The sequence below is a fragment of the Blastococcus sp. HT6-4 genome (genome assembly GCF_039679125.1).
GTDB lineage: Bacteria > Actinomycetota > Actinomycetes > Mycobacteriales > Geodermatophilaceae > Blastococcus > Blastococcus montanus.
Map to the genome: position 1 here is coordinate 390978 of NZ_CP155551.1, position 23811 is coordinate 414788.

The 23811-nt window shown below is 74.3% G+C and carries 22 protein-coding genes; 13 read left to right on the top strand and 9 right to left on the bottom strand.

Annotated features, from left to right (window positions below):
- The first annotated feature begins 30 nt into the window (after nt 1-30).
- The 12 genes from ABDB74_RS01785 (at nt 31) to ABDB74_RS01840 (ending at nt 12572) form a co-directional block, all read left to right on the top strand.
- Complete coding sequence (locus ABDB74_RS01785; protein ID WP_346621302.1) at nt 31-1038, top strand: tripartite tricarboxylate transporter substrate binding protein; 1008 nt, start codon at nt 31-33, stop codon at nt 1036-1038.
- An 83-nt stretch (nt 1039-1121) separates the two neighbouring features.
- On the top strand, nt 1122-1574 hold the full coding sequence (locus ABDB74_RS01790) for a tripartite tricarboxylate transporter TctB family protein (protein WP_346621303.1): 453 nt from the start codon (nt 1122-1124) through the stop codon (nt 1572-1574).
- A 3-nt stretch (nt 1575-1577) separates the two neighbouring features.
- Nucleotides 1578-3200: a tripartite tricarboxylate transporter permease gene (locus ABDB74_RS01795; protein WP_346621304.1), complete on the top strand. Its 1623-nt coding sequence runs from the start codon at nt 1578-1580 to the stop codon at nt 3198-3200.
- Between the two features lie 64 nt (nt 3201-3264).
- Nucleotides 3265-3930: a 3-oxoacid CoA-transferase subunit A gene (locus ABDB74_RS01800; protein WP_346621306.1), complete on the top strand. Its 666-nt coding sequence runs from the start codon at nt 3265-3267 to the stop codon at nt 3928-3930.
- 26 nt (nt 3931-3956) lie between these two features.
- The gene (locus ABDB74_RS01805) at nt 3957-4604 is read left to right on the top strand and encodes a 3-oxoacid CoA-transferase subunit B (protein ID WP_346623834.1); all 648 of its coding nucleotides are present in this window, start codon (nt 3957-3959) and stop codon (nt 4602-4604) included.
- Nucleotides 4605-4766: 162 nt separating this feature from the next.
- Nucleotides 4767-6257 carry an HAD-IIIA family hydrolase gene (locus ABDB74_RS01810; RefSeq protein WP_346621307.1) on the top strand — a complete coding sequence of 497 codons (1491 nt, stop codon included), beginning with the start codon at nt 4767-4769 and terminating at the stop codon, nt 6255-6257.
- The gene (locus ABDB74_RS01815; RefSeq protein ID WP_346621308.1) at nt 6254-7333 is read left to right on the top strand and encodes a glycosyltransferase family 9 protein; all 1080 of its coding nucleotides are present in this window, start codon (nt 6254-6256) and stop codon (nt 7331-7333) included. Before ABDB74_RS01810 ends, ABDB74_RS01815 begins: the two co-directional genes overlap by 4 nt.
- The gene (locus tag ABDB74_RS01820) at nt 7330-8322 is read left to right on the top strand and encodes a glycosyltransferase (protein ID WP_346621310.1); all 993 of its coding nucleotides are present in this window, start codon (nt 7330-7332) and stop codon (nt 8320-8322) included. Before ABDB74_RS01815 ends, ABDB74_RS01820 begins: the two co-directional genes overlap by 4 nt.
- Nucleotides 8319-9563: a glycosyltransferase gene (locus ABDB74_RS01825; protein ID WP_346621311.1), complete on the top strand. Its 1245-nt coding sequence runs from the start codon at nt 8319-8321 to the stop codon at nt 9561-9563. Before ABDB74_RS01820 ends, ABDB74_RS01825 begins: the two co-directional genes overlap by 4 nt.
- The gene (locus ABDB74_RS01830; RefSeq protein ID WP_346621312.1) at nt 9560-10243 is read left to right on the top strand and encodes an SIS domain-containing protein; all 684 of its coding nucleotides are present in this window, start codon (nt 9560-9562) and stop codon (nt 10241-10243) included. Before ABDB74_RS01825 ends, ABDB74_RS01830 begins: the two co-directional genes overlap by 4 nt.
- Entirely contained in the window at nt 10240-11616 is a 1377-nt protein-coding gene (gene rfaE2, locus ABDB74_RS01835) for a D-glycero-beta-D-manno-heptose 1-phosphate adenylyltransferase (RefSeq protein WP_346621314.1), read from the top strand. Before ABDB74_RS01830 ends, rfaE2 begins: the two co-directional genes overlap by 4 nt.
- Nucleotides 11613-12572 (top strand): glycosyltransferase family 9 protein, encoded by a 960-nt coding sequence (locus ABDB74_RS01840; RefSeq protein ID WP_346621315.1) that lies wholly within the window; start codon nt 11613-11615, stop codon nt 12570-12572. The genes rfaE2 and ABDB74_RS01840 overlap by 4 nt, the downstream gene beginning before the upstream one ends.
- A gap of 111 nt (nt 12573-12683) precedes the next feature.
- Here ABDB74_RS01840 and ABDB74_RS01845 read toward each other — a convergent pair whose 3' ends face one another.
- The 7 genes from ABDB74_RS01845 to ABDB74_RS01875 form a co-directional block, all read right to left on the bottom strand.
- Nucleotides 12684-14321: a VWA domain-containing protein gene (locus tag ABDB74_RS01845; RefSeq protein WP_346621317.1), complete on the bottom strand. Its 1638-nt coding sequence runs from the start codon at nt 14319-14321 to the stop codon at nt 12684-12686.
- 134 nt (nt 14322-14455) lie between these two features.
- Nucleotides 14456-15451 (bottom strand): UDP-glucuronic acid decarboxylase family protein, encoded by a 996-nt coding sequence (locus tag ABDB74_RS01850; protein ID WP_346621318.1) that lies wholly within the window; start codon nt 15449-15451, stop codon nt 14456-14458.
- A 275-nt stretch (nt 15452-15726) separates the two neighbouring features.
- Nucleotides 15727-17058 (bottom strand): ABC transporter substrate-binding protein, encoded by a 1332-nt coding sequence (locus ABDB74_RS01855; protein WP_346621320.1) that lies wholly within the window; start codon nt 17056-17058, stop codon nt 15727-15729.
- A gap of 113 nt (nt 17059-17171) precedes the next feature.
- Nucleotides 17172-18353 carry a branched-chain amino acid ABC transporter permease gene (locus ABDB74_RS01860; RefSeq protein ID WP_346621321.1) on the bottom strand — a complete coding sequence of 394 codons (1182 nt, stop codon included), beginning with the start codon at nt 18351-18353 and terminating at the stop codon, nt 17172-17174.
- A gap of 2 nt (nt 18354-18355) precedes the next feature.
- Nucleotides 18356-19240: a branched-chain amino acid ABC transporter permease gene (locus tag ABDB74_RS01865; RefSeq protein WP_346621323.1), complete on the bottom strand. Its 885-nt coding sequence runs from the start codon at nt 19238-19240 to the stop codon at nt 18356-18358.
- Between the two features lie 34 nt (nt 19241-19274).
- Nucleotides 19275-20039, bottom strand: a complete 765-nt coding sequence (locus tag ABDB74_RS01870) for an ABC transporter ATP-binding protein (protein WP_346621325.1) — start codon at nt 20037-20039, stop codon at nt 19275-19277.
- On the bottom strand, nt 20032-20901 hold the full coding sequence (locus tag ABDB74_RS01875; RefSeq protein ID WP_346621326.1) for an ABC transporter ATP-binding protein: 870 nt from the start codon (nt 20899-20901) through the stop codon (nt 20032-20034). The genes ABDB74_RS01870 and ABDB74_RS01875 overlap by 8 nt, the downstream gene beginning before the upstream one ends.
- Before the next feature lie 379 nt (nt 20902-21280).
- On the opposite strand from ABDB74_RS01875, the gene ABDB74_RS01880 reads away from it, so the two are divergent.
- Nucleotides 21281-22501: a helix-turn-helix domain-containing protein gene (locus tag ABDB74_RS01880; protein WP_346621328.1), complete on the top strand. Its 1221-nt coding sequence runs from the start codon at nt 21281-21283 to the stop codon at nt 22499-22501.
- A 17-nt stretch (nt 22502-22518) separates the two neighbouring features.
- On the opposite strand, the gene ABDB74_RS01885 is transcribed toward ABDB74_RS01880, so the two are convergent.
- Entirely contained in the window at nt 22519-22752 is a 234-nt protein-coding gene (locus tag ABDB74_RS01885; RefSeq protein ID WP_346621329.1) for a DUF2630 family protein, read from the bottom strand.
- A 57-nt stretch (nt 22753-22809) separates the two neighbouring features.
- The gene (locus ABDB74_RS01890) at nt 22810-23769 is read right to left on the bottom strand and encodes a prephenate dehydrogenase/arogenate dehydrogenase family protein (RefSeq protein WP_346621330.1); all 960 of its coding nucleotides are present in this window, start codon (nt 23767-23769) and stop codon (nt 22810-22812) included.
- Between the last annotated feature and the right edge of the window lie 42 nt (nt 23770-23811).

The following is a 23811-nucleotide window of genomic DNA, read 5'->3' on the forward strand; positions in this document are numbered from 1 at the left end:
GCACGACACCCCCCGACCACCGGAGGAACCATGCGCCGTACCCGCTCCACCTGGCCCGCTCTGATCGCCGTCTCCGTGCTGACCCTCGCCGCCTGCGGCGGTGACGACGGAGGGGACTCCGGCGGTGGCGGTGGCGGCGGCGGAGACGCCGCGGCCGCCGAGTACCCCACCGAGACCATCAACCTGATCGTCCCCTACGCCCCGGGAGGCCCGACAGATCTCGCCGGTCGCACCATCGGCAGCTGCATCGAGGAGGAGCTGGGCCAGACGGTCGTCGTGGAGAACCGCGAGGGCGCTTCGGGCTCGGTCGGCATGCAGGCCATGCTCGCCGGGGGCGACGACGGGCACTCGATCTCGCTCATCGCGGTGCCGGCCACAGCGACCAACCCGCTGCAGGACGACGTCGGCTACACCAACGAGGACTACCTCCCGATCGCCGCGGTCACCCAGATCCCGTCGGCGCTCATCGTCGGGGCGGACTCGCAGTTCGCCGACGCCGAGGAGTTCTTCGCCTACGCGGAGGAGAACCCCGGCGAGCTCAACGTCGGCGTCCCCGGCGCGACGACGTCGCAGGCGATGGAGCTGCGCCGGCTGGCCGAGGAGTACGGCGTGGAGGTCACCGCGGTGCCGTTCACCGGCAACGCCGAGATGACCACGGCCATCCTCGGCGGCAACGTCGACGCGATCTTCATCAACGCGTCGCAGGACGTCCTGGAGAACATCGAGGCAGGCAGCTTCGTCCCGCTGGCGGTCAGCCCGCCGGAGCCGGTCGACTACATCGACGCGCCGACGCTGGCCGAGGTCGGCTACCCGGAGCTCACCAACAGCGTGTCGGTCTTCGGCCTGGCGGCGCCGGCGGGTGTCCCCGAGAACGTCGTCTCCACGCTCGAGGACACGGTGCAGACGTGCCTGGAGCAGGAGGAGGTCCGCGGGCAGCTGGGCGAGCAGTACGTTCCTGACGAGTTCGTCGACTCCGAGGCCTTCCAGGCCCGGATCGACAGCATCATCGAGGCCTACGGCCCCATCCTGCAGGAGTGAACTCCGCGGCCGCGGGGACCGGCGCAGCGCCCGTCCCCGCGGCCGCACCCCTGGTGCCGTCCGCGCATTCCCCCGGAGAGTTGATGACGAAGCAGTTGCACCGGCTCGCGCCGCTGGTCCTGGTGCTCCTCGGTGCGGCCGCGATGCTGGGCGCCCGTGGCCTGGGGCTGGGTGAGCTGAGCAATCCCGGCCCGGGCCTGTGGCCGTTCATCGTCGCGACGCTGCTCACCGCGACCGGCGTGGTGCTGCTCTTCATCGACGACCCCGCCGACTACGAGCCGTGGACCCGCGGCACCCTCGGGATCGCCCTGGGGCTGGCCAGTCTCGCGGTGTTCATCGTCCTGTTCGAGACGATCGGGTTCCTGGTGTCGGCGGTGCTCATGCTGCTGTTCTGGCTGCGGATCTTCGCCAAGGAGCCGTGGCGCTGGGCCGTCCCGCTGGCCGTGCTCGGTGCGCTGGCGTTCCACCTCGTCTTCGTCGAGGCCCTGGCCGTACCGTTCCCGGACGGCATCGTCTTCGCACCGGTCGGGAGCTGAGGCATGGGCATCCTCGACGGCATCGCACAGGGGTTCTCCGTCGCGCTGGACCCGACGAACCTGCTCTACGTCTTCATCGGCGTCCTGATCGGCACGGTCATCGGCGTGCTTCCGGGTCTCGGGCCGACGGCGACCATCGCGCTGCTGCTGCCGATCACCTACGAGATCGAGCCCGTCACCGCGGTCATCCTGCTGGCGGGCATCTACTACGGGTCGATGTACGGCGGCACGATCACCTCCGTCCTGCTGCAGCTGCCGGGCGAGGCCGCCTCGGTGGTCACCACGTTCGACGGCTACCAGATGGCCAAGCAGGGCCGTGCCGGGCCGGCCCTGGGCATCGCCGCGGTCGGCTCCTGGATCGGCGGCACGGTCTCCGTGCTCGGCCTGGTCCTGCTCGCCCCGCCGCTGGCCGAGCTCGCCGTCCAGTTCGGCGACCCGGAGTACGTGGCCCTGACCGCGCTCGGCATCCTGCTGGTCACCTACCTGGGCACCCGGCACCCGGTCAAGAGCCTCGCCATGGCCGCCCTCGGCCTGCTCCTGGCCACGGTCGGGCAGGACCTGGTCACCGGGACGACGCGCTTCACCTTCGGCCAGATCTCGCTGTTCGACGGGTTCGACTTCGTCGCCGTGGCGATGGGGCTCTTCGGCGTGGGGGAGATCCTCTACAACGTCGAGAAGACCGAGAAGGCCCAGGCGCTCAAGAGCAAGATCTCGAACATCTGGCCGAGCCGCAAGGACTTCAAGGACTCCTCCGGCGCCATCGCCCGCGGCTCGGTGGTCGGCTTCTTCATCGGGGTGCTGCCCGGCGGCGGCGGCGTCATCTCCTCGCTCGCGTCCTACGCGATGGAGAAGCGGCGGGCCAAGGACCCGACCCGCTTCGGGAAGGGCGCCATCGAGGGGGTCGCCGGGCCGGAGACGGCGAACAACGCCTCCTCGACGTCGGCGTTCATCCCGTTGCTCACCCTCGGGATCCCGCCCAACGTCGTGCTGGCGCTGATCTTCGGCGCGCTGCTGATCCAGGGCATCACGCCCGGCCCGCAGCTGATCGACCAGCAGCCGGAGATCTTCTGGGGCGTCATCGCGTCGATGGCCATCGGCAACCTGATGCTGCTGGCGCTGAACATCCCGCTCGTCGGGTTCTTCGTCCAGCTGCTGCGGGTGCGCGCGGGGATCCTCGCCGCGTTCGCCCTGCTGGTCACGATGGCCGGCGTCTTCTCGGTCAACAACGACATCTTCGACATGTGGGTCGTGCTCGTCTTCGGGGTCATCGGCTGGCTCATGAAGAAGACCGGCTTCGAGCCGGGGCCGCTGGTGCTCGCCTTCGTGCTCGGCTCGATCCTGGAGTCGTCGTTCCGCCGGTCCATGCTGATCTCGGGCGGAGAGGTGTCGATTTTCTTCACCCGGCCCATGTCGGGGACGCTGTTCGCCCTGATGGCCCTGGTCGTCATTTGGAGCACCGTCCAGGGCATCCGTCGTCGGCGGAACCGCAGCCGGCCGAGCACCCCCGGCGAGGAGGACCTGGCGGCGACCGGGACCACCGCCGAGCCCGAGGGCACGCCCGGTATCGAGAACACCGACGAGTCGGCGTCCGCGTCGGGCGGCGCCACGCGGCAGGACCGGCCCTGACCGGCCGGTCGCGCCCCCGGGGCGTCGTCGCGACGGCGCCCCGGGGGCGCGAGAGGCGGCTGCGGTGATCGACAAGCGGGTGGCGTCGCTCGCCGCCGCGGTCGAGGGCGTCCAGGACGGCGCGACCGTCCTCGTCGGCGGGTTCGGCGCCGCCGGCGTCCCGGTGGAGCTGGTGCACGCGGTCCTCGAGCAGGGGGCCACGGACCTGACGATCGTGACCAACAACGCCGGGAGCGGGGAGACCGACGTCGCCGCGCTGATCCGGGAAGGGCGGGTGCGGAAGATCATCTGCTCGTACCCGCGGTCGGTCGGCTCGATCTGGTTCGAGGAGTTCTACCGGGCCGGGACCATCGAGCTGGAGCTCGTCCCCCAGGGCACCCTCAGCGAGCGCATGCGGGCGGCGGGCGCGGGGCTGGGCGGCTTCTTCACCCCGGCCGGCGCCGACTCGCTGCTCTCCCGCGGCAAGGAGGTGCGGATGATCGCCGGACGGCGGCACGTCTTCGAGGAACCCCTGCGTGGTGACGTCGCGCTGGTCAAGGCGCTGCGCGCGGACCGCTGGGGCAACCTGGTCTACAACAAGGCGGCCCGGAACTTCGGCCCGACGATGGCCAGCGCCGCCGACCTCACCGTCGTGCAGGTGCGGGAGTTCGTGGAGCTGGGCGACCTCGACCCCGAGGCCGTCGTCACCCCGGGCATCTTCGTCGACCGGGTCGTCGAGGTGGCGGCGTGAGCGTTCCCCCGCTGTCCCAGACCGACATGGCCGCCCGGGTGGCCCGCGACATCCCCGACGGCGCGTACGTCAACCTCGGGATCGGCATGCCCACGCTCGTCGGCGACGTCGTCTCCGCCGACAAGGAGATCGTCTTCCACAGCGAGAACGGCATCCTCGGCATGGGCCCCGCGCCGGCGCCCGGCGAGGAGGACTGGGAGCTGATCAACGCCGGCAAGGCGCCGGTCACCCTGGTCACCGGCGGCTCGTACTTCCACCACACCGACTCGTTCATGATGATGCGCGGCGGCCACATCGACGTCACCGTCCTGGGCGCGTTCCAGGTGTCCGCGGAGGGTGACCTGGCGAACTGGGCCACCGACGACGCGCACCTGCCCCCGGCCGTCGGTGGCGCCATGGACCTCGCCGTCGGCGCCAAGCGGGTGCTGGTGCTGATGATGCACACCACGCCCGACGGCCGGCCCAAGCTGCTGCCGGAGTGCACCTACCCGCTGACCGCCGCCCGGGTGGTGCACCGGGTCTACACGGAGCTCGCGGTCATCGACGTCGCCCCTGCCGGCTTCGTCGTGCGGGAGATGGTCGCCGGGCTTCCCCGCGAGGAGCTGCAACGGCGCACCGGCGCGCCGCTGACCTTCGCCGACGACGTCGCCGTCCTGGTCCCGTCCGGCAGCTGACCTGCTCCGGCGGAGAGCCGGTCCCTGCCCTCACTCGCGGGCAGGAGCCGACGTCCCCGGAACTCCCCTCGGTCAGCCCGGTCGGTCCGCGGAACGGGTGGCCCCGGGGAACACTTCAAGCCCGTAGTGTTTCGCCCGCCCGAGAACGGGCAGGACGCGATCATGCTCGCGCAGTGCACCGTCGTCGTGCCGACGATCGGGCGACCCTCGCTCGACGTCCTGCTCGACGCGCTGGCCGCGGCCCCGGGGCCCCGGCCGGCCGAGCTGGTCGTCGTCGACGACCGGCCCGCCGGCGAGCCGCTGCACCCCGAGCGCCCCGGTCTCCCGCCGGTCCGCGTCGTCCGCACCGGCGGCGGTGGGCCCGCCCGCGCCCGCAACCTGGGCTGGCGCACCGCCCGCACCGGGTGGATCGCCTTCCTCGACGACGACGTCGTGCCCGACCCCGACTGGTACCAGCGGCTCGACGCCGACCTCGCCGACCTCCCTGCCGACGTCGCCGGCAGCCAGGGCCGGGTGCGGGTCCCGCTGCCCGGGCACCGCAGGCCCACCGACTGGGAGCGGGGCACCGCCGGGCTGGCCACCTCCAGCTGGATCACCGCCGACCTCGCCTACCGCCGCAGCACGCTGGCCGCGGTCGGCGGCTTCGACGAGCGCTTCCCCCGCGCGTTCCGCGAGGACTCCGACCTCGCGCTGCGGGTCATGGACACCGGCTCCCGGCTGGTGCGGGGCGAGCGCTGGATCACCCACCCGGTACGGCCCACCGACCGCTGGGTCAGCGTCCGGGTGCAGGCCGGCAACGCCGACGACGTCCTCATGCGCCGGCTGCACGGGCCGGGCTGGCGGGACCGGGCCGACGCCGCGCTCGGCCGCCGGCCCCAGCACACGGCCGTCACCGCCGCGGCGCTCGCCGCCGTCGGTCTGGCCGCCGCCCGGAGGCCCAGGGCCGCGGCCCTCGCGGCCGCCGCGTGGGCCGCCGGCACCGCCGAGTTCGCCTGGCGGCGCATCGCCCCCGGTCCGCGGGACCGCGCGGAGGTCGCGACCATGCTGGCCACCAGCGCGCTCATCCCGCCGCTGGCCACCTGGCACTGGCTGCGCGGTGTGGTCGGGCACGTGGGCGTCCGCCGCTGGAAGGGGTTGCCCGACCTGGTGCTGTTCGACCGGGACGGCACGCTGGTCCACGACTTCCCGTACAACGGCGACCCGGAGTGGGTCCGCCCCGTCGACGGCGCGCGGGAGGCCCTCGACCGGCTGCGCGCCCGCGGCGTCCGGATCGGCGTGGTCAGCAACCAGTCCGGCGTCGCCCGCGGGCTGATCACCCGCGAGCAGGTCGACGCCTGCATGGCGCGGCTGGTGGAGCTGCTCGGCCCGTTCGACACGGTGCAGGTCTGCCCGCACGGCCCCGACGACGGCTGCACCTGCCGCAAGCCCGCGCCGGGCATGGTGAAGGCCGCCTGCGCGGAGCTGGGCGTCGACCCCGCGCGCTGCGTGGTCGTCGGCGACATCGGCGCCGACGTCGAGGCCGCCGCGGCTGCCGGGGCGGCCGGGCTGATGGTCCCGACCCCGGTCACGCGGCGGGAGGAGATCGCGGCCGCGGAACGGGTGCTGCCGACCCTTCCCGACGCCGTGGACGCCGTCCTGGACGGGCGCTGGTGAGCGGCCCGCGGACCGTCCTGGTCGCCCGGCTCGACAACGCCGGCGACGTCCTGCTGCAGGGGCCCCTCGTGCGCGCCGTCGCGGCGGGTGCCGACCGGGTCGTGGTCCTCGCCGGGCCGGCCGGTGCGGCCGCCGCCGAACTCCTGCCCGGTGTCGACGAGGTCTGGACCTGGTCCTGCCCGTGGATCCTCGGGGACCCGCCGCCGGTCGACGCCGGTGACCTCGCCGCCCTCGCCGACCGCGTCCGGGCGCTGGCGCCCGACGAGGCGATCGTCTCGACGTCGTTCCACCAGTCGCCGCTGCCCCTGGCCCTGGTGCTGCGCACGGCGGGCGTCCCGCGCATCTCGGCGATCAGCGTCGACTACCCCGGCACCCTGCTCGACGTCCGCCACCGCGTCGACGACGACCTCCCCGAGCCCGAGCGGGCGCTCTCCCTCGCCCGCGCCGCGGGCTTCGAGCTCCCACCCGGCGACGACGGCCGGCTCGCCGTCCGCCGGCCGCTGCCCCCGGTGTCGCACGAGCCGGGCTACGTCGTGCTGCACCCCGGCGCATCGGTGCCGGCCCGGGCCTGGCCCGCCGACCGCTGCGCGGAGGCGGTGGCGGCCCTCACCGACGCCGGGCACCGGGTGCTCGTCACCGGCGGCCCGGGGGAGCGCGGGCTCACCGCCGCGGTCGCCGGCAGCCGCGGGATCGATCTGGGCGGGGAGACGTCCCTGGCCGAGATGGCGGCGCTGCTCGACGGGGCCGCCGCGGTGGTGGTCGGCAACACCGGCCCGGCGCACCTGGCCGCCGCCGTCGGCACCCCCGTCGTCTCGCTGTTCTCGCCGGTGGTCCCGGCCCAGCGCTGGGCCCCCTACGGGGTGCCCACGGTCCTGCTCGGCGACCAGTCGGCGGCCTGCGCCGGCACCCGGGCCCGCGAGTGCCCCGTGCCGGGCCATCCCTGCCTGTCCTCGGTGACGGCGGAGGACGTCGTCGCCGCGGTCGACAAGCTCACCAGCACGGTCCAGCAGCCGGCCGTTCCCCGACACCCTGCCGCAGCCCGAGAGGCGGCGACGAGCCTCCAGGGGAGAACGTGAAGATCCTGATCTGGCACGTGCACGGGTCCTGGACGACGTCGTTCGTCCAGGGCGGGCACGAGTACCTGCTGCCCGTGGTGGACGGTCCCGGGGGGAGTCGCAGCCCGGACGGTCTCGGCCGCGCCCGCACCTGGGACTGGCCTGCGTCGGCCCGTGAGGTGACCCCCGACCAGCTGCGCACGGAGCAGGTCGACGTCGTCGTGCTCCAGCGGCGGCGCGACCTGGAGCTGGTGCGGGAATGGCTCGGCCGCGAGCCCGGGCGGGACGTGCCGGCGGTCTTCCTCGAGCACAACGCGCCGGGCCTCGAGCCCGGTGACGGGCCGGTCCCGCACACCCGGCACCCGATGGCCGACCGCGACGACATCCCGATCGCGCACGTCACCCACTTCAACCAGCTCTTCTACGACAACGGGCGCGCTCCCACCACGGTCATCGAGCACGGGATCGTCGACCCGGGGGAGCGGTACACCGGCGAGCTGGCCCGGGCCGCCGTCGTCGTCAACGAGCCGGTGCGCCGCGGCCGCACCGTCGGCGCCGACCTCCTGCCGGGCCTGGCGTCGGCCGCGCCGGTCGACGTCTTCGGCATGGGCCTGGCCGGGCTGCACGAGACGTACGGCCTCGACCCCGGCCGCGTCTCGCTCCACGACGACCCGCCCCAGGCCGCCATGCACGCCGAACTGGCCCGCCGACGGGTCTACGTGCACCCCGTGCGCTGGACGTCGCTCGGGCTCTCGCTGCTGGAGGCCATGCACCTGGGGCTCCCGGTGGTCGGCCTGGCCACGACCGAGGCCATCGAGGCGGTGCCCGCCGACGCCGGTGTGCTGTCCACCCGGCCCGAGCGGCTGTGGGCCGCGGTCCGCGAATTCCTGCACGACGAGGACGCCGCCCGCCTGGCCGGCAAGGCCGCCCGGTCGGCGGCCCTGGAGCGCTACGGGCTCGACCGCTTCCTGCGCGACTGGGACGCCCTGCTCGAGGAGGTGACCCGATGAGGACCGACCAGCTCGGCACGTACCGGCTCAGGATCGACCTGGTGTCCGAGCACGCCAGCCCGCTCGCCGCGATCGGCGGTGTCGACGCCGGCGGGCAGAACGTGCACGTGGCCGCGCTGGCCGCCGGGCTCGCCCAGCGGGGGCACGAGGTCACGGTGCACACCCGTCGCGACGACGCGTCGCTGCCCGAGCGGGTGGTCACGCCGGACGGGTACGACGTCGTCCACGTCACCGCCGGGCCCGCCGAGGCGCTGCCCAAGGACGAGCTGCTGCAGCACATGCCCGCCTTCGCCCGGGTGCTCCGGCACGGCTGGGCCGCACAGGCCCCCGACGTGGTGCACGCGCACTTCTGGATGAGCGGCCTGGCCGCCGTCGAGGCCTCGGCCAGCCTGCTCAGGCCGGTGCCGGTGCTGCAGACCTTCCACGCGCTCGGCTCGGTCAAGCGGCGGCACCAGGGGGCGGCGGACACCTCCCCGGTCGAGCGGGTCGACCTGGAGCGCGGGCTGTGCCGCGACGTCAGCCACGTCGTCGCCACCTGCTCCGACGAGGTGTTCGAGCTGCGCCGCCTGGGGCTGCCCAGCGACCGCGTCTCGATCGTGCCCTGCGGCGTCGACACCTCGGTGTTCACGCCCCGCGGCCCGGTGGCGCCCCGCAGCGACCGCAAGCGGCTCCTGGTGCTGGGCCGGCTGGTCGAGCGCAAGGGCCAGGACGACGCGGTCCGGGCGCTGCGCGCCGTCCCCGATGCCGAGCTGGTGGTCGTCGGGGGGCCGCCGGCCGACGCGATCGACGCCGACCCGGAGGTGCGGCGGCTGCGCGCCATCGCCGCCGAGGCCGGCGTGGCCGACCGGCTGGTCTTCGCCGGGTCGGTCGCCCGCGCCGACGTCCCGTCCTGGGTGCGCTCGGCCGACGTCGTCCTGGCCGTGCCCTGGTACGAGCCGTTCGGCATCACGCCGCTGGAGGCCATGGCCTGCGGCCGGCCCGTCGTCGCCACCGCCGTCGGCGGCCTGCAGGACACCGTCGCCGACGGCGTCACCGGCGACCTCGTCCCGCCCCGCGACCCCGAGCGGCTCGGCGCGGTGCTCGCCGCGCTGCTCGCCGACGACGAGCGCCGCGCCGCCTACGGCGCCGCCGGCGTGCAGCGGGCCCGCGCCCGCTACCGCTGGGCGCGGGTCGTCGCCGACACCGAGACCGTCTACCGCCAGGTGCTCACCCGCCGCCGTCCCGTGGAGGTCGCCCGATGACCGTCGCCCCGCACACCGCCGCTCCGTCGTCCAACGCGGAGGCCGTCTCCCCGGAGACCTGCACCCACCTGACCGGCGCCGACCACGTCGCCTCGCTGACCAGCGCGCTGCGCTCGGTCGATGCCCAGGTGCACGTGCTCGACCGCTGGGGCCGGCTGCTCGCCGACGTCCTGTGCGGGGAGTCCCGCGGCCGGCTGCTGGCGGCCGGCAACGGCGGCAGCGCCGCCCAGGCCCAGCACCTCACCGCCGAGCTGGTGGGCCGCTACCGCGCCGATCGGCCGCCGTTCTCGGCCATCTGCCTCACGGCGGAGACCTCGTCGCTGACCGCCATCGCCAACGACTACCCGGCCGACGAGCTGTTCGCCCGCCAGGTGGAGGCCCACGGCCGGGCCGGGGACGTGCTGATCCTGCTGTCGACGTCGGGCCGCTCGCCCAACGCCGTGGCCGCCGCCCGCCGTGCCCGCGACTGCGGCATCACGGTGCTGGCGATCACCGGCCCGGCGCCGAACCCGCTCGCCGCCGCCGCCGACGAGGCGGTCTGCATCGACTCGCCCTGGACGGCGACCGTGCAGGAGTGCCACCTGGTCGCGCTGCACCTGGTCTGCGCCGCCTTCGACGCCGCCGTGCTGAGCGAGCCCTCGCGGGTGCCGGCCGGTCCCTCGTTCGGGGCCGCCCGGTGAGCCGGCCGCTGGTCGTCGTCGGGGACGCACTGCTCGACGTCGACCTGGTGGGGACGGCGTCCCGGCTGACCCCCGACGCGCCGGTGCCCGTGGTGGAGGACATCGAGCGGCGGGAACGCCCCGGTGGTGCTGCGCTGGCCGCGGTCATCGCCGCCTCGGCCGGGCGCCGCGAGGTCGTCCTCGTGGCCCCGATCGACTCCGACGAGGGCGCCGACCGGCTGCGCGCCCTGCTGGCCGGCCGGGTCCGGCTGATCGAGATCCCGGCCACCGGCGGCACCGCGGTCAAGCAGCGGGTGCGGGTGGGCGACCACTCCGTCGCCCGGCTGGACAGCGGTGCGCCGGTGGCGGTGCTCGGCGAACTGCCGGCGGAGGCCGCCGCCGCCATCGGGAACGCGGCCGCGGTGCTGGTGGCCGACTACGGCCGCGGGACGACCGCGGACCCCGCCGTGCGCGCGGCCCTGACCGCCGCCCGGGGGCCCGTCGTCTGGGACCCGCACCCGCGCGGCGCCGACCCCGTGCCGAACGCGCGGCTGGTCACGCCCAACGGCGCCGAGGCCACCCGGGTGGCGGCCGCGGCTGGCGTGGCCGCCCAGGGCAGCGGCCTGGCCGCTGTCGGTGGCCGTGCGGAGGCGCTCATCCGGCACTGGGGGGTCGGGGCGGTGGCGGTGACGCTCGGCTCGCGCGGCGCGCTGCTGTCCTACGGCTCCGGGGCGCCCATGGTCGTCCCCGCGGTCGCGGTCACCGGTGGGGATCCCTGCGGGGCCGGCGACTCCTTCGCCGCCGCCGCGGCGCTCGCCCTGGCCGACGGTTCGGTCACCGGTGAGGCCGTGGCCGCCGCCGTCGCGTTCGCGTCGGCGTTCGTGGCCCGCGGCGGGGCGACGACCTGGGACGCCGCCGAGTCGGCCGAGCCCGACGTCGTCGCCGAGCCGGGGGTCGATGCGGTGATCGCCCGGGTCCGGGCGGCCGGCGGCACCGTCGTCGCCACCGGCGGGTGTTTCGACCTGCTGCACCCCGGGCACGTCGCCACCCTGCGCGCCGCCCGCGGGCTCGGGGACTGCCTCATCGTCTGCATCAACTCCGACGACTCCGTGCGCCGGCTCAAGGGCCCTTCGCGGCCGCTGGTGACCGCCGGGGACCGGGCGCGGGTGCTGGAGGCGTTGGAGTTCGTCGACGCGGTCGTGGTGTTCGGCGAGGACACCCCCGCGCAGGTGCTCGACCGGCTGCGCCCCGACGTCTGGGCGAAGGGCGGTGACTACGCAGGCGCCGACCTGCCCGAGGCCGAGGTGCTGCGCGGCTGGGGCGGCCAGGCCGTCGTGCTGCCCTACCTCGACGGCCACTCGACCACCGCGCTGGTCGAGCGCTCCCGGGTGTGAGCGGCCAGCCGACCGCCGTCGTCCTGCGGCCGCTGGGCCTCGGCGACCTGCTCACCGGCGTGCCGGCCCTGCGCGCGGTCCGCGCGGCCGTGCCGGGGCACCGGCTCGTCCTGGCGACGACGGAGCCGCTGCGGCCGCTCGCCGAGCTGATCGACGCGGTCGACGAGGTGCTGCCCGCCCGCGAGCTGGAGCCCCTGGACTGGCCGGGCCCGCCGCCGGAGCTCGCCGTGGACCTGCACGGGAAGGGGCCGGCCTCGCACGTGATCGTGGCCGGTCTCCGTCCGGAGCGGCTGCTCACCTTCGCCAGCCCCGGCTACCCGGGACCGACCTGGTACCCGGACGAGCACGAGGTCCGGCGCTGGTGCCGGCTGGTCTCGGAGGGGCTCGGGGTCGACGCCGACCCCGATGCACTGGACATCGCCGTGCCGCCCCTGCCGCCCCCGGTGCGTGACGCCGCCGTCGTGCACCCCGGCGCCGCGTTCCCCGGTCGGCGCTGGCCGGCCGACCGGTTCGCCGACGTCGCCCGCGACCTCGCCGACGCCGGCCACGACGTGCGGATCACCGGCGGTCCGGGCGAGGTCGAGCTGGCGCGGTCGGTGGCCGCCGCGGCCGGGTTGGAGGAGTCTGCGGTGCTGGCCGGGCGGACGACGTCGACGGAGCTCGCGGCCGTCGTCGCCGCCGCGCGGGTCGTGGTCTGCGGCGACACCGGCGTCGCGCACCTGGCGACCGCCTACCGGCGCCCGTCGGTGGTGCTCTTCGGCCCGGTGTCCCCGGCGCTGTGGGGGCCGCCGCTCCGGCCGGGGGAGCACGGACCGCTGCACCGCGTCCTCTGGCACGGCGACGGCACCGGCGACCCCTGGGGCACCGGGCTCGACCCGGCGCTGGAGAGGATCACCGTCGCCGAGGTGGTGCACGCCCTCGGAACGCTGGGGCTCCGCCGGGATCAGGTGCCCTGATCGTGGAGCGTCCTCCCTCGCGGTGTGCGGTGAGGGAGGACGCTCTGGGGCGAGGGAGGACGACGACACCGACGATGGCCGCCGTCCGGGGCCCGGAGGACGACGAAGTGCTCAGCCGCGCTGGCGGAGGGCGTCGAAGAGGACGGTCTGCAGGTCGTTCTCGTCGACGGCCGAGTACGCCTGGCCGCCGGTCGCCTCGGCGATCTGCTCCAGCGCGCTGAGGTCGGCGTCCGGGCCCAGGGCGACACCGATGACCTTGACCGGGCGGTCCGGGTCGGCCTCGGCGGCCAGGGTGATCAGCAGGTTGTCCAGCGTGACGCCGGCGGCGTCGTCCTCGTTGGTGCCGTCGGTCACCATCAGCACGCTGTTGACGGCCGTCGGGTCGTAGTCGTCCTGCGCCGCACGGACCGCGGCCAGCGTCGTGTCGTACAGCCCGGTCCCGCCCGGGGTCAGCCGGTCCGGGATGGTGTCCAGCTGGTCGTCCAGGATCTCGCGCTGCACCCGCCCGTCGACCACGTCGTCCAGTTCGCGGGTGGGCACCAGCTCCTGCCAGTCGCGGTCGCCCTCGAGCTCGTAGGCGAAGACCCACGAGCCGAGCGCGTAGTTGTCCGGGACCAGGGAGAGCGCGGCCTTGGCCGCGTCGCGGGCCAGGGTGGCGCGGGTCCCGTCGCCGACCGGGGCCTCCATGGACTTCGAGACGTCGAAGACCGACAGGATCCGGGACGGCGTGGCGAGGCTGCTCAGTCGCGCCAGCAGGCCCTGCACCTGCGCCGGGTCGAGCGGGAGCGCCTCCGGGCCGTCCTCCGCGATGCCGCTGGCGGCCGCGTCGGGGGGCGCGGCGCCCTCGGGCCCGCGGAACCCGGCGTCGCGGACGGCGGTCTGCGCGTCCTGGGACTGCAGGATGCGGGTGACGGCCTCCACGGCCCTGGCCTGGGTGTCCGACGGCGAACCGACCCGGAGGATCGGGTAGTCCAGCACCGGCGTCCCCTCGGCCGGGTAGACCGCGACCAGGTCGGGGTCGGTGATGCCCTCGTTGGCGGCGTAGACCTCCTGCTCGCTGACCGGCACCAGCGGCGCGTCGGCCCCACCCGCGCTGCTGGCGGCCAGTGCGTCGGCCGGGGAGGGGACGGCGGTGCGCGAGGCGGCGAGCACGGCCTGGACGACGGCGTTGTCCGCGTCCGCGTCACCGCCGAGGGAGGTGCGCACCGCCGAGAGGGCGGAGAGCCCCTCGGCGCTGGCGGCGAGGTCGGGCACGGCCAGCGGCCGGCCGGTTCCGAGCGCCTCGCCCCAGGTGGGTGGCGCGTCGTCCCAGCCGAGCTCCTCGACCGCCGCCCGGCTGGTGGCCAGGACCACCGGCGACAGCGCCATGGACCCGACCTCCTCGAGTTCCACGGCCGTCGCGGCGCGGGCGGCCCACAGCGACGAGTCGGGCACCCACACCTCGGGCAGCGACTCCTCGTCCAGCGCGCCGAGCTGGCCGACGGTCTGCAGTGGTTCCTGGGCGACGACGTCGGCGGTCACGCAGAGGTCCTCGGCCGGTGGGTCGATGTCGGCCAGCAGTTCCTCGGTGATCGCGCCGAGCTCGGGAGCCACGGTGACGTCGACCGTCGCCTGCGTCTCGCAGCCCCCGCTGCCGGTCAGCCACCACGCGAGGCCGCCGGCGGCCAGCACCACCACCGCCAGCGCGGCGGCCAGCAGGACGGGAAGCGCCGGACGGCGCTGGGCTGTGCGATCGGCGTGGCGGCCCATGCTCGCTCTCTGAGGTCGACTCGGGGCAGGTGCGGCTCCCCGTGCCCCGTCGCTCCAGAGTAGAGGCGCGCAGCGCGCTCCGTGATGGCCCTGTGACTGCTGGGACGGCCGGCCCGCTCAGCGGGCCCCGATCCTCAGACGGCCTCGGCCTGCTCGGCGCTCCGCCGGGCGGCGAACCAGTCGACCGTGCGTCGCAGCCCCTCCTCCGACGGCACCCGGGGGCGCCAGCCCAGCACCTGCTCGGCGCGGGTGGTGTCCGGGCGGCGCACCTTGGGGTCGTCGACGGGCAGGTCGATGTAGTCGATGGGGGACCGGGAGCCGGTGAGCTCGACGATCCACCGGGCCAGCCGCAGCATCGACAGCTCGTCGGGGTTGCCGATGTTCACCGGGCCGGCGTGGTCGGAGAAGGCCATCGCCAGGATGCCGGCGACCGTGTCGTCGACGTAGCAGATGGAGCGGGTCTGCGAGCCGTCCCCGGCGACGGTGAGGGGCCTGCCCTCCAGCGCCTGGTTGACGAACGCGGGGATCGCGCGGCCGTCGTCGGCGCGCATCCGGGGGCCGTAGGTGTTGAAGATGCGCACGATCCCCGTGTCGGTGCCCTTCGACGTCCGGTACGCGGTGGTCATCGCCTCGCTGAAGCGCTTCGCCTCGTCGTAGACCCCGCGGGGCCCCACGGGGTTGACGTTGCCCCAGTACTCCTCGGTCTGCGGGTGCTGCAGCGGGTCGCCGTAGACCTCCGAGGTGGAGGCCAGCACGTAGCGAGCCCCCTTCTCGTGGGCCAGGCCCAGCGTGTGCAGGGTGCCGATGCTGCCGACCTTGAGCGTCTCGATCGGCATCTTCAGGTAGTCGATCGGGCTGGCCGGCGAGGCGAAGTGCAGGACCAGGTCCACCGGACCCGGCACGTGCACGAAGTCGGTGACGTCGCAGCGGACCAGCCGGAACCCGGGGTGCTCCATCAGGTGCAGCACGTTCTCGGGGGAGCCGGTGAGGAAGTTGTCGAGGCAGACGACCTCGACGCCGCGCTCGAGCAGCCGCTCGCACAGGTGGGAGCCCAGGAAGCCGGCGCCGCCGGTCACCACCGCGCGCCGGATCGTGCGGACTCCGCGTGCCGGTCCCGTCAGCTGCGCCATGACTCTCCCTCGTCGTCTCGCCCCCGGCGCGCACGGCTGTGGGCGCACCACGGCCGCTCCCTACCCGGCGATCAACTGAACACACTTCGACCGCGAAGTGATTGCACCGCCCGACCGTGGGCGGCGCCGTGCCTGCCGGTCCGGTCCCGGCGGGTGCCGGGCACGCGGACGGGCCGCCGGTCTCCCGAGGGAGACCGGCGGCCCGCCGGTTGGTGCCGTCCCCCTCGGCCCGCGAAGGGGCCGGGGGAGGGGTGCCCCGTCAGGGGCGGGATCGATCAGTCGACGACCGACTCCTCGTCCGGGATGGCGTTCGCCGGCGGGGTGGCCTGCTCGCCGTCGAACTCCTCGATGGGGGCGTCACCGATGTCGGTGATCCGGACCGGCTGCACCTCCTCCGAGCCGTTGCCGACGATGCGCTCGATGGTCATGCCGCTCGTGCCCATGTGGCTGTCCTCGGAGTAGCGGAACGGTGCGAACACCGGGCCCTCCCAGTCGGCACCGGCGGTCTCGACGGCCTCGACCAGGCCCTCGCGGGTCGGGTTCTGGCCGGCCGCCTGCAGCGCCTGGGTCATGGTGTAGGCCTGCGCCATGCCGTAGACGCGGTAGTTGGTGAGCTCACCCTCGCCACCGCACTCGTCCCAGATGCGCTGGAACTCGGTGATCCACGGGTTGTCGGTCATGTCGACCGTCGGCAGGTATCCGGTGGTCAGCGCGCCGTCGAGCAGGCTGGCGTCGCTGACCGCGCCCTCGCTGAAGCGGTTGAGCAGGCCGCCGACCAGCGTCGGGTCCGACCCCACGTTGGAGTAGAACCACTGCGGGTCGTATCCGAGCTGCAGCGCGGTCAGCTGCGACAGCGCCGTGTAGCTGGGCACGTTGAAGCCGACGACGAAGTCGGCGCCGGCCGCCTGCAGCGCCGCGATCTGCGGGCCGACGTTGGTGTTGCCCGGCGTGTACCGCTCGGCCGCGACGATCTGGTCGTCGATGTACTGGCGGATGCCGGCCTCGCCGTCCTCGCCGAAGTCGTCGTCCTGGAGGAAGAGACCGACCTGCGCATCGGGGAAGTTCTCGGCGATGTACTCGCCGATGATCTTGCCCTCGCTCATGTAGTCGGTCTGCCACCCGAACGACATCGGGTAGGTCTCCGGGTCGTCACCCCACATCAGCGAGCCCGAGGAGACGAACAGGTCGGGGACGCCCTCGTCGTTGAGGAAGTCCACCACCGCGCTGTGGGTGGGCGTACCGAGGCCGCTCATCATCGCGAAGATCTCGTCCTCGAGGACGAGCTCGTTGGTGACCTGGCTGGTCTGGGTGGGGTTGTAGGCGTCGTCCCGGTAGATGAACTCGATCTCGCGGTCGTAGACGCCGCCCTCCTGGTTCAGGCACTCGAAGTAGGCCTGCACGCCGGTCGGGATCTCGCTGTAGCCGGGGGCGGCCACACCGGTCAGCGGGTAGTGGGAGCCGAGCGTGATCGAGGTCTCGGTGACGCCGGTGTCGGAGGCCTCGTTCTCGCCTCCGCCACCGCCGGCGCCGGTGCCGCCACCGCTGTCATCGCTGCCGCCACAGGCGGCGACGGTGGAGGCGACGGTGGCCGCGGCGAGCGCGGTCATGAGTCGACGGGAGGATCTGGACAACAGTTCTCCTCTGATGCGGCCCGGGCGTCGGTGCCCGGGAGTCTGGGTGGTGCGGGACGGTTCGGTGGAGCAGCCGGAAGGGGTCGTCCTCACCCCCTGCTCGCGCCGGCGGCCTGGGCCTGGGCCATCGCCCGCTTGGCCTTGCGGGTCATCCAGCGGAGGCGGATGGTGCCCACGAAGCCGGCCGGGACGAAGATCATCACCACGATGAGCACGACGCCGTAGACGAACGGCGCCAGCTGGGCGGCCTCGGTCTGGTTCAGCCCGAAGTCGCCGCCGAGGTTGGTGACGAACGGCGGCAGGAAGACCAGCAGCGCCGACCCGATCAGGGCGCCGACCAGGCTGCCCAGCCCGCCGATGACGATCGCGGTGAGCAGCGCCAGCGACAGCACGATCGTGAAGCCGCTGGGGGCGGCGAGGCGGACCACGATGGCCAGCACGCCACCGGCCAGCCCGGCCGCGGCGGCGCTGACGACGAAGGCCAGTACCCGCCAGGCGCCGAGGTTGATGCCGGCGAGCTCGGCGGCCACCTCCTGGTCGCGCACCGCCCGCCAGGTGCGACCGACCCGGCTGCGGATCAGGTTGGCCAGGAAGAAGTAGGTGATCAGCAGGCAGATCGTGCCGACGTAGGCCAGCCACTTGGTGCTCGAGGCCGAGTTGCCCGAGACCGCGTCGATGAAGCCCTCGAACCACTCCGGGGCCTGCGGGGCGCGCACGCGCATGCCCTGCTCGCCGCCGAAGATGTCGTGGAAGTAGATCGCCAGACCGGGCAGGCCGACGGCCAGCGCGAGCGTCGCACCGGCGAGGTACGGGCCGTGCAGTCGCGCGGCGGCCACCCCGACGAGCGCGCCGATGGCCGTGGCCACCACGACGGCCGCCAGCAGGATGACCGGCAGGGGCAGCGGCTCGTCGGCGTCGAGGAGCAGCGCCGTCGTGTAGGCGCCGGCCGCCATGAGCGCACCGTGCCCGAGCGAGATCTGCCCGTTCATGCCGGTGAGCACGGTGAGACCACCGGCGGCGATGGCGTAGTAGGTCAGCTGCGCCAGCTGGGAGTTCTGGAACGGGCTGGTCAGCTCCAGCACCGCCACTGCCAGCACGGCGCACGCGGCCAGCACCAGCAGGTGGCGCAGCAGCGTGGACTCGGGCAGGAAGGAGCGGCCGGTCTTCGCCGGCCCCGAGGGGGCGTCGCCCCCGGCGGTGGCCTTGACCGGGGCGTCGTCGCTGGCCTTGCCGGCGGTGCCGGTGGACGCGGGGCTCTGCAGGTCGCTCATCGTCATGCCCTCCGAGCCGTGGTGCTGCTGAACAGGCCGCCGGGCCGCACCAGCAGCACGACGATCAGGATGACCAGGGCCGCCACGCTGACCAGCGCGCTGCCGCGCTCCACGTAACCGTTCACGTAGCTCAGCGCCAGGCCGAGGATCAGCCCGCCGACGATCGCGCCGACCGGCGAGTCGAGGCCGCCGATGATCGCGGCGACGAAGCCGAACACGATCAGCGCGTCCATGTAGGCCGGCCAGACGAACGAGCCACCCGCGATGAGCAGGCCCGCCAGGGAGCCGACGACGGCCGCCAGCCCCCACCCGAGGGTGAGCATGCCGCCCACCTTGACGCCGAGGAGGCGCGCGACCTCCTGGCTGAACGCCGAGGCGCGCATGGCCAGGCCGACGCGGGTGAACCGGAACAGCGCCACGAGCAACGCCATCGTCAGCAGCACCGAGCCGATGATGTAGAGGCTGGTCGGCGTGAGCGGGATCGTGGTGCCGCCCACCTCGAAGCCGCGGACGCCGAACGGCGTGGGGAACGACTGGAACGACGAGCCGAAGATGATCGCGATGAGCGCCTGGATCGCGACGAAGAGGCCGAGGGTGACGATGACGGCGTTGAGCTCGGGGCCGCCCTCGACCGGGCGGATGATGACCCGCTCGATGAGCGCGCCCAGGAGGAAACCCGAGAGCAGGGCGACGATCAGGGCCACCCAGTAGGACTGGCCGGCCTGGATCAGGGCGAGGGCGATGAACGTGGTGGCCGCGGCCATCGAGCCCTGGGCGAAGTTGACGATGCGGGTCGATCGCCAGATGAGCACCAGGGCCAGGGCGAAGGCCGAATAGATCATGCCCTGGGTCAACCCGGTGAGGGTCACGTTGACGAAGTAGTCCACGGAGGAGGAAGCCTTCCTGGCAGTGCGGGGAGGGTCAGAAACCGAGGTAGGCGTGCCGGAGGTCCTCGTCGGCCATCAGGGTGCGGGCGGAGTCGGTGACCACCACCCGGCCGAGGTTGAGGACGACGCCGACATCGGCGACCGACAGGGCGCTGCGGGCGTTCTGCTCGACCAGCAGCACCGAGAGGTTCTCGGAGTCGACCAGCTGGCGGAGCAGGCCGAAGATCTGCGCGACGATGCGCGGGGCCAGGCCCAGGGACGGCTCGTCGAGCAGCAGGATCCGGGGCTTGGCCAGCAGTGCCCGGCCGATGACCAGCATCTGCCGCTCACCGCCGGACAGCGTGTGGGCCGCGTTGTTCTTGCGCTCGGCGATGCGGGGGAACAGGTCGTAGACGCGGTCGAACTCCTCCCGGCCGACCTTGCCGCGGAACAGCGCGCCGACCCGCAGGTTCTCCTCGACGGTCAGCTCGGAGATGACACCGCGGCCCTCGGGGACGTGCGCCATGCCCTTGCCGACCATGGCCTCGACCGGCGCCTTGGTGATGTCCTCGCCGTCGAGCACGACCCGCCCGGCGACGGGGCGGACCAGGCCGCTGATGGTGCGCAGCAGCGTCGTCTTGCCGGCGCCGTTGGCCCCCAGGACGGCGGTGATCTTGCCCGGCTCGGCCGACAGCGAGACGCCGTCGAGGGCGCGGACCGGCCCGTAGGTGGAGGTGAGGCCCTCCACCTCCAGGAGGTGGGTGGTCGTCGCGGTTCCGCCGGCGGCGGACAGCGCGGTGCTGCCGTGGGTCTCAGCCATGGGTGCGTCCTCCGTCGGCGGGGGTGAGCTCGGAGGCGTCGGTGCCGGGCTCGACGGCGTCGCCGAGGTAGGCCTCGGTGACCGCCGGGTCGGCCTGGACCTCCGCCGGGGTGCCGGCGGCGATCTGCTTGCCCGAGTCGAGCACGGTGATGTGGTCGCAGACGCGCATGACCAGGTCCATGTGGTGCTCGACGAGCAGCACGCTGACCCGGCCGGCGAGCGAGCGGATCAGCTCGCCGAGCTCGTGCATCTCGTCCTCGCCCAGACCGCTGGCGGGCTCGTCGAGCATCAGCAGGTCGGGGTCGGAGACGAGCGCCCGGGCCAGGGCGACGCGCTTCTGCACCGGGTAGGGGAGCGAGCCGGGGTAGCGGCCGGCGTACTCCACGGCGTCCAGCTCGGCGAGCGCCCGGACGGACCGCTCGCGCAGCTTCCGCTCGTCCTTGTCGGAGGTCGGCAGCGCCAGCAGCCCGGAGAAGAAGCCGGCATGCGCGTGGCGGTGCGCGCCGACCATGACGTTCTCCAGCACGGTCATGCCGGGGAACAGGCCCACGCCCTGCAGCGTGCGGGCGATGCCCAGCGAGGTGAGCTGGCTGGGCTTCAGCCGGCGCAGCTCGCGGCCGCGCCAGGCGATCCGCCCCTCCGTGGGACGGACCAGCCCGCAGGCGACGTTGAACAGCGTCGTCTTGCCGGCACCGTTGGGGCCGATGAGGCCGTGCACCTGTCCCGGCTCGACGGTGAGTGACACGTCGGTCAGGGCCAGCACGCCGCCGAAGGCGACGCTGATCCCGGTCATCTCGAGCCGGGAGGTGGGCGGTGATTCCTGCGTTGTCTGGCTGCCGCGCGGCTGCGCCAAGGGGCCCACTTCTCCTCTGCATCTACGAGGTCGCCGCCGACGGACCGGCGGTGACGTTCGGGGTCGCGAGTACGTCCCGCTGAGCGTGCCGGGCGGTGTCTCCGGTCACAATGGGCGCACCGCACAGCGATCCCGAGGTCGGGTTGTGCTGTGTGTCCCGCGTCTCGCGCAGCGGGACGAACGGTGTAGGCGGCCGCCGGGGGACGGGTGGATCCGAGGCCGGAGGGGCTCGCCGACGGCCGCCGGGTCGCGGGGGCCGGCGTCGATTAGGTCACGACTCTGTCCGGCCGAGCCTCCCGCGCTGTGTGCGCCCTCACAATGGGCTGACCGCACAGTCATGTGCTCGCCGTGTTGTGCTGTCAGCGGTGTGTCCCGAGGAGGTGATCGCGTGCTGCCCTTCCGCCCCGAGGTGGCGGCGAGGCTCGCGCAGCTGGCGCCACGGCTGCTCGACCAGCTCGACGCGATGACCGACCGCATGGTCGACGTGCTCGCCCGCACCGAGCCGGCGTACCGGGAGCTGATCGAGCAGTCGGAGCAGGACGTGCGGGCGTCGACGCGGTCCAACCTCGAGAGCGGGCTGCGGTCGCTGATCTCGTCGGCCGCCGGGACGGGCATCCTGCATCTGGCCTCCGCGCGGGCGGTGGGCCGCCGGCGCGCTGCGCAGGGCATCCCGCTGGAGGCGGTGCTGCGTGCCTACCGGCTGGGCGGCCAGGTCACGTGGGAGGCGCTGCTGGCGGTGTCCCGGGACGGCGCCGGGCAGCACGACACGCTGCTGCTGGAGGTCGCCGGGTCGGTGTGGCGCACCAACGACGTCGAGTGCGGCGCCGTCGCCGAGGGCTACCGGGAGGAGCAGCGGAGGCTCGACGGCGTCGAGGAGCAGGTGCGGCAGCAGGCGCTGGAAGGGTTGCTGGACGGCCGGGGCAGCGACCCGGCGTTCGTGCGGTCGGCCTCGGAGCTGCTGGCCATGCCGCTGGACGGCCGGCTCATGGCGGTGGTGGGACTGCCCGGGCCCGACGGCGGTCCGGCGCTCGACGGGCCCGGGGAAGCCCTCCTCAAGCGCGGGGTGCGGTCGGTCTGGGGTGTCCGTGGCGACGCCCAGGTGGGCGTGGTGGTGCTGGGCGCCATCCGGCCCGGCGACCTGCTGACGCTGCTGCGGGGCGCGGCGAGGGGTCCGGTCGGGGTGTCCGACGTCGTGGACGGCGCGTCGGCGGTCGGCGCGGCCTACCGCCTGGCCGAGACCGCCGTGCGCACGCTGCCGGCCGGGGCCAGCCGCGTGGTGAGCATCGACGACCGACTGCCCGAGGCGCTGCTGAGCAACTCACCGGAGATCAGCTCCCGGCTGGTCGGGCAGTCGCTCGGAGGCCTGCTCGAGCTGCCCGACGACGAGCGCGGGGTGCTGCTGGACACGCTGGCGGCCTTCCTCGCCACCGACGGGTCCCCGACCCGCGCCGCCGACGCGCTGTACTGCCACCGGAACACCGTGATGCACCGGCTGCGGCGGATCGAGGCGGTGACCGGCCGGAAGCTGACCGATCCCCGGTCCCGGCTGCTGTGGCAGCTCGCCCTGCTCGGCACCGAGAACGGGCAACCGGAGCGGCGCTCGGCCTAGCGGCTGCCTCCCGGGCCCTACTGGAGGTAGTTCTGGACCTGCTGCTCGGGGCGCGGCTCGGCCTCGTCGGGGTTCTCGTCGTACTGGCGCTTGGCGCGGCGCTGCCGGAGCAGGTCCCAGCACTGGTCGAGGTCGGCCTCGACCTTGCTCATGCGGGCCCGCGTCTCGTCGGTGTGCTCGCTGCTGTCGCGCAGCGAGTGCTCCTCGTCCACCAGAGCGTGGATGCGCTTCAGGATGTCGTCCTCGTCCATGCCCCGGTCCCTGCCCGGGGACGCGGGCGTGAAACCGGGGCCGGGTCCCGCGCCCGGTCAGCCCTGCTCGGGGACCCAGCCCTCCACGAACGCCGCCAGCCTGCGGTGCACGGCGCCGCCGGCGCGGCCGAGCGCCAGCAGCGCGGCCCGGTCCAGCGGCACCCGCACGGTGCGCCGGTCCCCCGACCGGGTGGTGACGGCGTGGCCCGCGGCGACCAGCTCCGGCCACGGGCGGTCCAGCTGCCCGCGCACCCGCTCCAGCGCCGCGGCGGTGGGGCCGGCGTTGCCCTCGACCATCGCCGTCACGAACCCGGGATCGCTGCCGATCACGCGGGTCCCGTCACGGAAGCTCCCGGCGCCCAGCGCCAGGGCGAGCGGCCCGGCGTCGGCGGCCGCGGCCGCGAGAGCCGCGGCCAGCAGGTGCGGCACGTGGCTGATCGCCGCGACGGCGTCGTCGTGCTCGGCAGCCGTCACCGGCACCACCTCGGCGCCCACGGCCAGCGCCACCTCGGCGACCCGCAGCCAACGCGGCAGCTCGGTACCCGGTTCCAGGCACAGCGCCCAGCGGGCGCCGGCGAACAGCCCGGGGTACGTGGCGGCGTGGCCCGATCGCTCGGTGCCGCACATCGGATGACCGCCGACGAACCGCCGTCCCAGCCTTCCGCCGAGTGCCTCGAGCACGGGCACCTTCACCGAGCCGAGGTCGGTCACCGTCGCGTCGGGGTCCACCGCGAGCCCGTCGAGCGCGGTCGTCATCGCCGGCAGCGGCACCGCCAGCACGACGACGCCGGACATCTCCCGCGTGATCCGCACCCCGCGCGCGGCGGCCGCGTCGCGGGCCGCCGGGTCGACGTCCCAGCCCGACACGGGGCGCCCGGCGGCGGCCAGCGCCGCAGCGAGCGAGCCACCGAGCTGGCCGAGCCCGACGACACCCACCGGGGGGGCGGGCATGGTCGGCACCGGGAACGACGGGGCACCGGCGGTGGGCGTGGCCCCGGGGCGTGCGGCATCGGCCATGATCAGAGGCTATGACCCCGCCGTTCGTCCGTCCCCACGTGC

What these genes read in the sequence shown, in the direction of transcription:
- ABDB74_RS01785 (WP_346621302.1), top strand. Translation starts at nt 31, where the DNA reads ATGCGCCGTACCCGCTCCACCTGGCCCGCTCTGATCGCCGTCTCCGTG.
- ABDB74_RS01790 (WP_346621303.1), top strand. Translation starts at nt 1,122, where the DNA reads ATGACGAAGCAGTTGCACCGGCTCGCGCCGCTGGTCCTGGTGCTCCTC.
- ABDB74_RS01825 (WP_346621311.1), top strand. Translation starts at nt 8,319, where the DNA reads ATGAGGACCGACCAGCTCGGCACGTACCGGCTCAGGATCGACCTGGTG.
- ABDB74_RS01850 (WP_346621318.1), bottom strand. Translation starts at nt 15,451, where the DNA reads ATGGCGCAGCTGACGGGACCGGCACGCGGAGTCCGCACGATCCGGCGC.
- ABDB74_RS01870 (WP_346621325.1), bottom strand. Translation starts at nt 20,039, where the DNA reads ATGGCTGAGACCCACGGCAGCACCGCGCTGTCCGCCGCCGGCGGAACC.
- ABDB74_RS01890 (WP_346621330.1), bottom strand. Translation starts at nt 23,769, where the DNA reads ATGGCCGATGCCGCACGCCCCGGGGCCACGCCCACCGCCGGTGCCCCG.
- ABDB74_RS01830 (WP_346621312.1), top strand. Translation starts at nt 9,560, where the DNA reads ATGACCGTCGCCCCGCACACCGCCGCTCCGTCGTCCAACGCGGAGGCC.
- ABDB74_RS01795 (WP_346621304.1), top strand. Translation starts at nt 1,578, where the DNA reads ATGGGCATCCTCGACGGCATCGCACAGGGGTTCTCCGTCGCGCTGGAC.
- ABDB74_RS01845 (WP_346621317.1), bottom strand. Translation starts at nt 14,321, where the DNA reads ATGGGCCGCCACGCCGATCGCACAGCCCAGCGCCGTCCGGCGCTTCCC.
- ABDB74_RS01805 (WP_346623834.1), top strand. Translation starts at nt 3,957, where the DNA reads ATGGCCGCCCGGGTGGCCCGCGACATCCCCGACGGCGCGTACGTCAAC.
- ABDB74_RS01860 (WP_346621321.1), bottom strand. Translation starts at nt 18,353, where the DNA reads ATGAGCGACCTGCAGAGCCCCGCGTCCACCGGCACCGCCGGCAAGGCC.
- ABDB74_RS01855 (WP_346621320.1), bottom strand. Translation starts at nt 17,058, where the DNA reads ATGACCGCGCTCGCCGCGGCCACCGTCGCCTCCACCGTCGCCGCCTGT.
- ABDB74_RS01885 (WP_346621329.1), bottom strand. Translation starts at nt 22,752, where the DNA reads ATGGACGAGGACGACATCCTGAAGCGCATCCACGCTCTGGTGGACGAG.
- ABDB74_RS01810 (WP_346621307.1), top strand. Translation starts at nt 4,767, where the DNA reads ATGCTCGCGCAGTGCACCGTCGTCGTGCCGACGATCGGGCGACCCTCG.